Origin of the sequence: uncultured Flavobacterium sp., assembly GCF_963922255.1 — a bacterium.
Taxonomy (GTDB): domain Bacteria; phylum Bacteroidota; class Bacteroidia; order Flavobacteriales; family Flavobacteriaceae; genus Flavobacterium.
Genome location: NZ_CAWUIC010000032.1, coordinates 1 through 7,559, shown reverse-complemented (window position 1 = coordinate 7,559; position 7,559 = coordinate 1). Strand labels below are relative to the sequence as shown.

Below are 7,559 nucleotides of genomic sequence, written 5' to 3'. Positions count from 1 at the left end.
TTACTAAAAATAGCGTAATTTTCTTCATCATTATATTGTTGTTTGGTTTGATTTATCCCCAAAAGTAATTAATATTTTGAAAACTAAAAGGGTTTTATTAACATTTTGTGTTAAATTTGTTGAAAAATAAATTAGCTGCTTAATAAATATGATAGAAAAAGAGATAATAAATTTTGAAAGAACTGTAATAGTTGGAATTATAACACAAAATCAAGACGAGGAAAAGTTAAATGAATACCTTGATGAGTTAGAGTTTTTAACATTTACTGCTGGTGGTGAGGTCATTAAGCGATTTTCTCAAAAAATGGACAAACCAAATCCTAAGACATTTGTAGGTACAGGAAAACTTGAAGAAATTGCTTCTTACATAAAAGAAAACAATATTTCTACTATTATTTTTGACGATGAACTAACCCCTTCTCAACAAAAAAATATCACAAAAATTTTTGATATAAAAGTGTTGGATAGAACCAATCTTATTTTAGACATCTTTGCTCAACGTGCCCAAACCTCTTATGCAAGAACACAAGTTGAACTAGCACAATGTATTTATTTATTACCTAGACTTTCAGGAATGTGGACTCACTTGGAAAGACAACGAGGTGGAATTGGAATGCGTGGACCTGGAGAAACTGAAATTGAAACCGATAGACGTATTGTAAGAGATAGAATTGCTTTATTAAAGGATAAAATTAAAGCAATTGACAAGCAAATGGCCACACAAAGAAGCAATCGTGGCGCTATGGTTAGAGTAGCTTTAGTAGGTTACACAAATGTTGGAAAATCTACTTTAATGAATGCGGTTGGGAAAAGTGATGTTTTTGTAGAAAATAAATTATTTGCAACTTTAGATACTACAGTAAGAAAAACGGTTATTAAAAATTTACCTTTTTTATTATCTGATACCGTTGGATTTATTAGAAAACTTCCTACACAACTAATTGATTCTTTTAAAAGTACTTTGGATGAAGTCAGAGAAGCCGACTTATTATTGCATGTTGTAGATATTTCTCATCCTGAATTTGAACATCATATTGAATCTGTTAATCAGATTTTGAAAGATATTAAGAGCGATGATAAGCAAACCATAATGGTTTTCAATAAAATTGATGCTTATAAACCTGCTTATTTGGCTGAAGATGATTTAATCACAGAAAAAGAACCAAAACACAACACGCTAGAAGAGTGGAAAAAAACTTGGATGAATAATGTTGGTGAAAAGAATGCCTTATTCATATCAGCAACTGATAAAATAAACTTTGAAGAATTTAGAGAGAAAGTTTATGAAGCCGTTCGTGAAATACACATAACTAGATTTCCTTACAACAAATTTTTATACCCAGAATATAGTGAAGCTATTGAAAAAGAAGAATAAAAAAAAGACCCAAATTTGGGTCTTTTTTTTATTATTATACTTTTTTAAGTATTAGAATGCATAATTAACACCTAAACCAATATTTTGACGAGTTTGAAAACCTTTAAAGGCATTGTCATCATAAATTGTTTGAAATGTAAAGTTGGTAGATAAATACCTATTAATAGTCATTACAACATTTAATTGGTAGTCTAAATCAACATTTTGTGGATCTTCTAAATAATTTGAATATAAATTTAAAATATTTTCAAAAGAAACATTTGTCATTAAATTAAATTTATAATATCCGCTTAAAGCAGCACCAAATTCATATCTTGAAGTATCACCTTGTTCAACACCAAAAGATGGTCCTAATTCTGTAAAATGATCGTGAACGATGATTAACTTTGAAGTTGCTGGTGCAATATTGAATTTTAAATTATCACTTTTTTTCCACATCATACCTGGTCCAAATTGAAAATAAGCAGGAGAAAAGAAGTGTGAAATTTTTGTAGTTTGAGTATCAGGATCTAAGCCTGTATCCATTTGAGTTTTAAAGTTAAAGAAAGCAGAGTAATACCAAAGTCTAGAAGCTTTTTTACCTAACAATGAATTAAATTGCAATCTATCATCTGATTTTTGCATATCGGCATCTTTAAGTTTCGTAAGACCATAACCTGCCATCAATTTATTATCCCAAGACCAATCACCTTTTTTGTAATTAAAATCATAATTAACTAAAATATTTCCAGAAATATTACTTTGACCACCTGCTAACCAGTTGTTAAAAGTAGATTGATTTCCAATAAGAGAAAAAGTTCCTGCCTTTAACCAACCATCTGGCTTTTCTTCTCCTACTTTTGCAGCAGCTTCTTCTGTTCGCTTAAGATTTTCTTTTTCTGTATCTTGAGCAAATCCAAATGAAGAAACCAATAATAAACTTAGTACTATTTTTTTCATTTTATTTATTTTTAAATTTAAAATGCAAAAGTACTCTTTGATATATGGAAAGCAAAACTTTCTTTTAAACAGTTGTTTATTTTCGATAAAAAGCGCTATTTTAACGATTTAAACAACGGAACAGCCGAACAAGCTTCACCAAACATGATACTTTTGGCATGAGGCATTAATTTTTGAATAGCTAAAACATAAGCTTCTTGAGGAACAGGTTTATTGGAACAACCTTTCAAAATTAATGGTTTTTTATCATAAACAGAGAAATCAATTTGATTTAAAATGTCTTGATAATGATGTAAAAGCAAATCGTTTTTGGTTCCAGAAACAATTTTAAAAGCATAAGGTTGAAGATAAACTGTCACTAATGCAAATGTCCAAGCTGGTAAAATAGCATCTGTGGAACAAAAGATGGAAACTAAAGAATCCTTATATTGAGACCAATCGTGATTTTTTAAAGATGTTCTAAACTCTTTTTCTTTCAACATAAATCCTTCCACTAACCATTGGGAGACATCAATAGAAAGAATGGTCTGTTTTGGAAAATAATCTTCTAAATCAAAGACTTCCAAAACACTATTTGCTACTTTATTTATGATTTCTTCTTCCATTTTTACTATTTTTTCTTTGGAATTTGGAATTTGATTATTGAAATTTACTTATTGATAACCTTCAGCTTGAAGTGTGAACAATTGTGCATACAATTTATTATTCGACATCAATTCTTCATGTGTGCCTGATTCTAAAATTTTTCCTTCTTCTAAAACTATAATTCTATCCGCTTGACGAACAGTACTAAATCTGTGCGAAATTATAACACTCGTTTTATTTTTAATTAGATGTATAAAACGTTCAAAAACTTCACTTTCTGCTTTGGCATCTAAAGCTGATGTTGGTTCATCCAAAATCATGACTTCAGCATTTTTCATGTAAGCTCTGGCTAAAGCGATTTTTTGCCATTGACCACCAGAAAGTTCTTGCCCTTTTACGAATCGTTTTCCTAATTGTTGTTCATACCCATAGGTTAATTCTGAAACTACTTCATCCGCTAAACTTAATTCGGCAGCTTTTTCTATTCTTGCTTGGTTTTCTATTTCGTCAATTTTACCAATGGCAATATTTTCTTTTACCGTGAATTCATATCTGAAAAAATCCTGAAATAAAACTCCAAAATAAGCTTGATATTCGCTTTTATTGTATCGATTTATATTTATTCCGTCTAATAGGATTTCACCAGAAGTTGGTTCGTAGAAACGAAGTAACAATTTAGTTAACGTTGTTTTTCCTGCACCATTTTGTCCAACAAAAGCAATTTTTTCACCTGCATTTATGGAAAACGTTACATCTTTTAATATTTGATTTTCTGATTCTGGATAAGCGAAGAACACATTTTTGAATTCAAAGCCTTTTTCAATCACTTTTGGCAATTGAATATCTTCTGCAGTTTTTGGTTGAACCGAAATATCAATAAAATCGAAATAGTCCTTTAAGTACAATGAACTTTCAGAAATACGAGTAAATTTAGAGAAAAAATCTTGTAAACTTTTCATCAGACGGTTAAAACTTCCCGAAAGGAAAGTCAGTTCACCTAAAGTTATCACACCTGATAAAACACGATAAATGATAAAAACATAAGCAGCATAATAACTTATTGAACCCAAAAGATTAAACAAAAACCCATAACTTGAACGTTTTATGACTAACGTTTTATTTAAGTTAAAGTATTTTGTGGCTAAATTTTGAAAACGATTTACAACAAAATTAGTCAAACCAAAAAGCTTGATTTCTTTAGCTGTTTTATCATTTGCACCTATAAATCTCAAGTAATCTAATTCTCTTCTTTCTGCGGTCCAACTTCTTGCTAAAGAATATTGTTGTTGACTGAAACGAACTTCGTTTATAAATGAAGGGATAATGCTTAAAATCAATAAAATAATTAAATATGGCTCAAAATAAATTAAACCTGCTACTAAAGTTATAATTGAAATAGTCGTTTGAGCTTGTCCAAGAACATTTGACATTAAGTCAACTCTTCCCATAGTTTGGGTTCTTGCTCTTTCAAGTTTGTCGTAAAATTCAGAATTTTCTAGAAGACTAATATCAACTTCATTTGTCTTTTCAATAATTTTAACTGAAGTATTGATGTTATATTGATCACCTAAAATACCATCAGTCAATGAAATAGCTCTACTCATTAAATCAGAAAGAACTACTAATATAAATTCTAATAAAACATATTTCCAAAGTTCGGCAAAATCTTTTTCCCCTTGAGAAGTTATTCGAATGATTTCATCAATGATGATTTTTCCAACCCAAAGAATTACAACAGGTAATAAAGCTGCAATTAACCTACAAAATGCAGAAATTAAAAACAGCTTCTTGTTAGTTTGCCAAATTTCTTTGAAAAAACGAGGTATATAAGTAAGTGAATTAAAAGAATCTTTTAATCCAATTTTCTTAGTGTCTTTTAATGATTTTGGTTGAAAACGAGCCATTTTTTAGTGTTCAGTGTTTAAAAAAAAGTGTTCAGTAGCAAAACTGCCGACTATTAACTGAGCACTGATTACTGAATTTAAAGCATTCCTAGTTCTAATTTAGCTTCTTCGCTCATTAAATCTTTGCTCCAAGGTGGATCGAAAGTAATTTCAACTTCACAAGATTTTACAATGTCTATTGATTTTACTTTTTCTTCCACTTCAAGTGGCAAAGTTTCAGCTACTGGACAATTTGGTGAAGTTAATGTCATTAAGATTTTAACGTCATTATCTTCATTAATCATCACATCGTAGATTAAGCCTAATTCGTAAATATCTACAGGAATTTCTGGGTCGTAAATTGTTTTTAGTGTTTTTACAACATCTTCTCCTAAGTTTACTGTATCGTTATATTGTTCCATTTTATGCTGAATTTATTTCAGTATCTTATTATTTAAGTACTTAATTGTTAATTTGATTGTTTTGCTTGAAAGGCTAAAGCATACATTTTTATTTGTTTTATCATAGAAACTAAACCGTTAGCTCTTGTTGGTGACAAATGTTCTTTTAAACCAATTTCATCAATAAAATCTGTGTTTGCTTCTAAAATATCTTCTGGCTTTTGATTAGAAAAAACTCTGATTAAAATGGCAATAATTCCTTTGGTTAGAATTGCATCACTATCCGCAGTAAAAACAATATTTCCATTGTTTTCTTCACCATGAACCCAAACTTTAGACTGACAGCCTTTAATAATATTTTCTTCCGTTTTATATTTTTCTTCGATTAAAGGTAATGATTTTCCTAATTCGATAATATATTCATAGCGTTGCATCCAATCCTCAAACATTGAAAATTCATCTACGATTTCGTCTTGTATTTCTTTAATTTGCATGCTTAATTATTTCTTTTCTGATAATTTCAAGATTGTGTCCACTAACTCTTTAATTTGAGTTGGTGGAATTGTGTGATCGAAACCTTTAGTAGTATACACTTTATCTTCTTTAGTGATAGTTAAATTGGCATGTGCTTTACCATCATAATGTCTTTGTTGAGTTGCACCTTCTAATTCATTATAGTTAGATAAATCTACTTTTTTAAATAAATCAGCTAACAACTTCCATTCTGCATCTGTTAATTTGATTTCAACTCCCTTTTCATCTCTTATATTTGTTACAAAAAAAGTTTTATTTTCAATTATAACCTTTTTATGATAGCCTCTATTATTTGCTTCATATACCATTTTTACTTTTTCTAAATCCTTATACTCAGAACATCCTTTAGCAAGAAAAATGCTTAAAAAAATTGTAACTAATAGTTTCATAATTTCTGTTTTTAAGATAACATCATTTTAGCTTTTTTAATGGCTTCTACAAATATATCAATTTCTTCTTTAGTATTATAAAAAGCAAAGCTTGCTCTTATTGTACCTGGTATTTTATAGAAATCCATTATAGGTTGAGCACAATGATGACCGGTTCGTACTGCTATACCTAATTTATCTATAATCGTGCCAATATCATAAGGATGAATTCCGTCAATATTGAATGAGATTACAGATGCTTTTTTAGTCAAGTCAGTTGGGCCATAAATAGTTACACCTTCTATTTCTTTTATTTTATTTGTTCCATATACTAATAGTTCATGTTCATAAGCTTTAATGTCATCAAAACCAATTGAATTCATGTAATCTATTGCTGTTCCGAATGCAATTCCTCCACAAATATTTGGTGTTCCCGCTTCAAATTTATGAGGTAAATCTGCATATGTAGTTTTTTCAAACGTTACTGTTGCTATCATTTCACCACCACCTTTGTAGGGTGGTAATTTTCTTAACCATTCTTCTTTCCCATATAACATTCCAACACCCGTAGGTCCACACATTTTATGTGCAGATGTAACATAGAAATCAACGTTTAATGCTTGAACATCTGGTTTTAAATGAGGGCAAGCTTGTGCACCATCAATTAAAACTGCTGCTCCAACTTTATGTGCTTTTTCAATAATTTCTTCAATAGGATTTATAGTTCCTAAAGCATTTGAAATGTGATTACAAAAAACCAATTTTGTTTTATTTGAAAGTAATTTATCATATTCTGACATAATTAATTCACCTTTTAAACTCATTGGAATTACTTTTAAATCAGCTCCTGTATTCTCACAAAGCATTTGCCAAGGCACAATATTACTATGATGCTCTAATGCTGAAACGATAATTTCATCTCCTTTTTGAAGAATCGAATCAAATCCATTTGCTACTAAATTGATACTTTCGGTTGTTCCCGAAGTAAATATAATTTCATACGAATTTTTGGCGTTAAAATGCTTTTGAATCTTTAGTCGTGCTTGTTCATAAGCATCTGTTGCCAATTGACTTAAAGTATGCACTCCACGGTGAATATTAGCATTATATTTTGAATAATAGTCTACTATTGAATCAATTACTATTTGAGGCTTTTGTGAAGTGGCTCCATTATCAAAATAAACCAAAGGTTTTCCATTCACTTTTTGCAAAAGAATAGGAAATTGAGCACGTATTTTTTGGATGTCTAACATTTCAAAACGATTTGTATGCAAATTTACAACATCATTATCTAACATTAGAATAAATAAAGGTTAAAAGTATTTTAAAACACAATAAGCTTCTAATGTTTATTATTTATTAAAACTAAAAAAGGTTACTCAAATGAGTAACCTTTTTTAATATGTAATCTAAAACTATTTAACGTTTTAATGAAAAGTGAGCTTTAAATTGTTTAGGTACTAATGTACCGTCT

General features: G+C 29.5%; 8 protein-coding genes. 1 reads left to right on the top strand and 7 read right to left on the bottom strand.

Features of this window, described 5'->3' with window-relative positions; translation table 11 throughout:
* The first annotated feature begins 148 nt into the window (after positions 1-148).
* Positions 149-1,375 (top strand): GTPase HflX, encoded by a 1,227-nt coding sequence (hflX, locus tag AABJ49_RS13975; RefSeq protein ID WP_338378907.1) that lies wholly within the window; start codon positions 149-151, stop codon positions 1,373-1,375.
* A 51-nt stretch (positions 1,376-1,426) separates the two neighbouring features.
* Here hflX and AABJ49_RS13970 read toward each other — a convergent pair whose 3' ends face one another.
* The 7 genes from AABJ49_RS13970 to AABJ49_RS13940 all read right to left on the bottom strand — a co-directional run bounded on the left by AABJ49_RS13970 (position 1,427) and on the right by AABJ49_RS13940 (position 7,338).
* On the bottom strand, positions 1,427-2,314 hold the full coding sequence (locus AABJ49_RS13970) for a DUF3078 domain-containing protein (protein WP_338378906.1): 888 nt from the start codon (positions 2,312-2,314) through the stop codon (positions 1,427-1,429).
* 95 nt (positions 2,315-2,409) lie between these two features.
* Positions 2,410-2,919 (bottom strand): DUF2480 family protein, encoded by a 510-nt coding sequence (locus AABJ49_RS13965; RefSeq protein ID WP_338378905.1) that lies wholly within the window; start codon positions 2,917-2,919, stop codon positions 2,410-2,412.
* Between the two features lie 48 nt (positions 2,920-2,967).
* Positions 2,968-4,803, bottom strand: a complete 1,836-nt coding sequence (locus tag AABJ49_RS13960) for an ABC transporter ATP-binding protein (RefSeq protein WP_338378904.1) — start codon at positions 4,801-4,803, stop codon at positions 2,968-2,970.
* A 77-nt stretch (positions 4,804-4,880) separates the two neighbouring features.
* A complete protein-coding gene (locus AABJ49_RS13955) occupies positions 4,881-5,204 on the bottom strand; it encodes an SUF system Fe-S cluster assembly protein (RefSeq protein ID WP_338378903.1) in 324 nt (107 codons plus the stop codon).
* A gap of 47 nt (positions 5,205-5,251) precedes the next feature.
* Positions 5,252-5,677, bottom strand: a complete 426-nt coding sequence (locus AABJ49_RS13950; RefSeq protein WP_338378902.1) for a SufE family protein — start codon at positions 5,675-5,677, stop codon at positions 5,252-5,254.
* Positions 5,678-5,683: 6 nt separating this feature from the next.
* Positions 5,684-6,106 carry a hypothetical protein gene (locus AABJ49_RS13945; protein ID WP_338378901.1) on the bottom strand — a complete coding sequence of 141 codons (423 nt, stop codon included), beginning with the start codon at positions 6,104-6,106 and terminating at the stop codon, positions 5,684-5,686.
* Between the two features lie 11 nt (positions 6,107-6,117).
* A complete protein-coding gene (locus tag AABJ49_RS13940; protein ID WP_338378908.1) occupies positions 6,118-7,338 on the bottom strand; it encodes a cysteine desulfurase in 1,221 nt (406 codons plus the stop codon).
* Positions 7,339-7,559 lie beyond the last annotated feature (221 nt).

Coding starts and splice junctions, on each gene's coding strand:
- hflX (WP_338378907.1), top strand. CDS start 149: ATGATAGAAAAAGAGATAATAAATTTTGAAAGAACTGTAATAGTTGGA.
- AABJ49_RS13970 (WP_338378906.1), bottom strand. CDS start 2,314: ATGAAAAAAATAGTACTAAGTTTATTATTGGTTTCTTCATTTGGATTT.
- AABJ49_RS13965 (WP_338378905.1), bottom strand. CDS start 2,919: ATGGAAGAAGAAATCATAAATAAAGTAGCAAATAGTGTTTTGGAAGTC.
- AABJ49_RS13960 (WP_338378904.1), bottom strand. CDS start 4,803: ATGGCTCGTTTTCAACCAAAATCATTAAAAGACACTAAGAAAATTGGA.
- AABJ49_RS13955 (WP_338378903.1), bottom strand. CDS start 5,204: ATGGAACAATATAACGATACAGTAAACTTAGGAGAAGATGTTGTAAAA.
- AABJ49_RS13950 (WP_338378902.1), bottom strand. CDS start 5,677: ATGCAAATTAAAGAAATACAAGACGAAATCGTAGATGAATTTTCAATG.
- AABJ49_RS13945 (WP_338378901.1), bottom strand. CDS start 6,106: ATGAAACTATTAGTTACAATTTTTTTAAGCATTTTTCTTGCTAAAGGA.
- AABJ49_RS13940 (WP_338378908.1), bottom strand. CDS start 7,338: ATGTTAGACATCCAAAAAATACGTGCTCAATTTCCTATTCTTTTGCAA.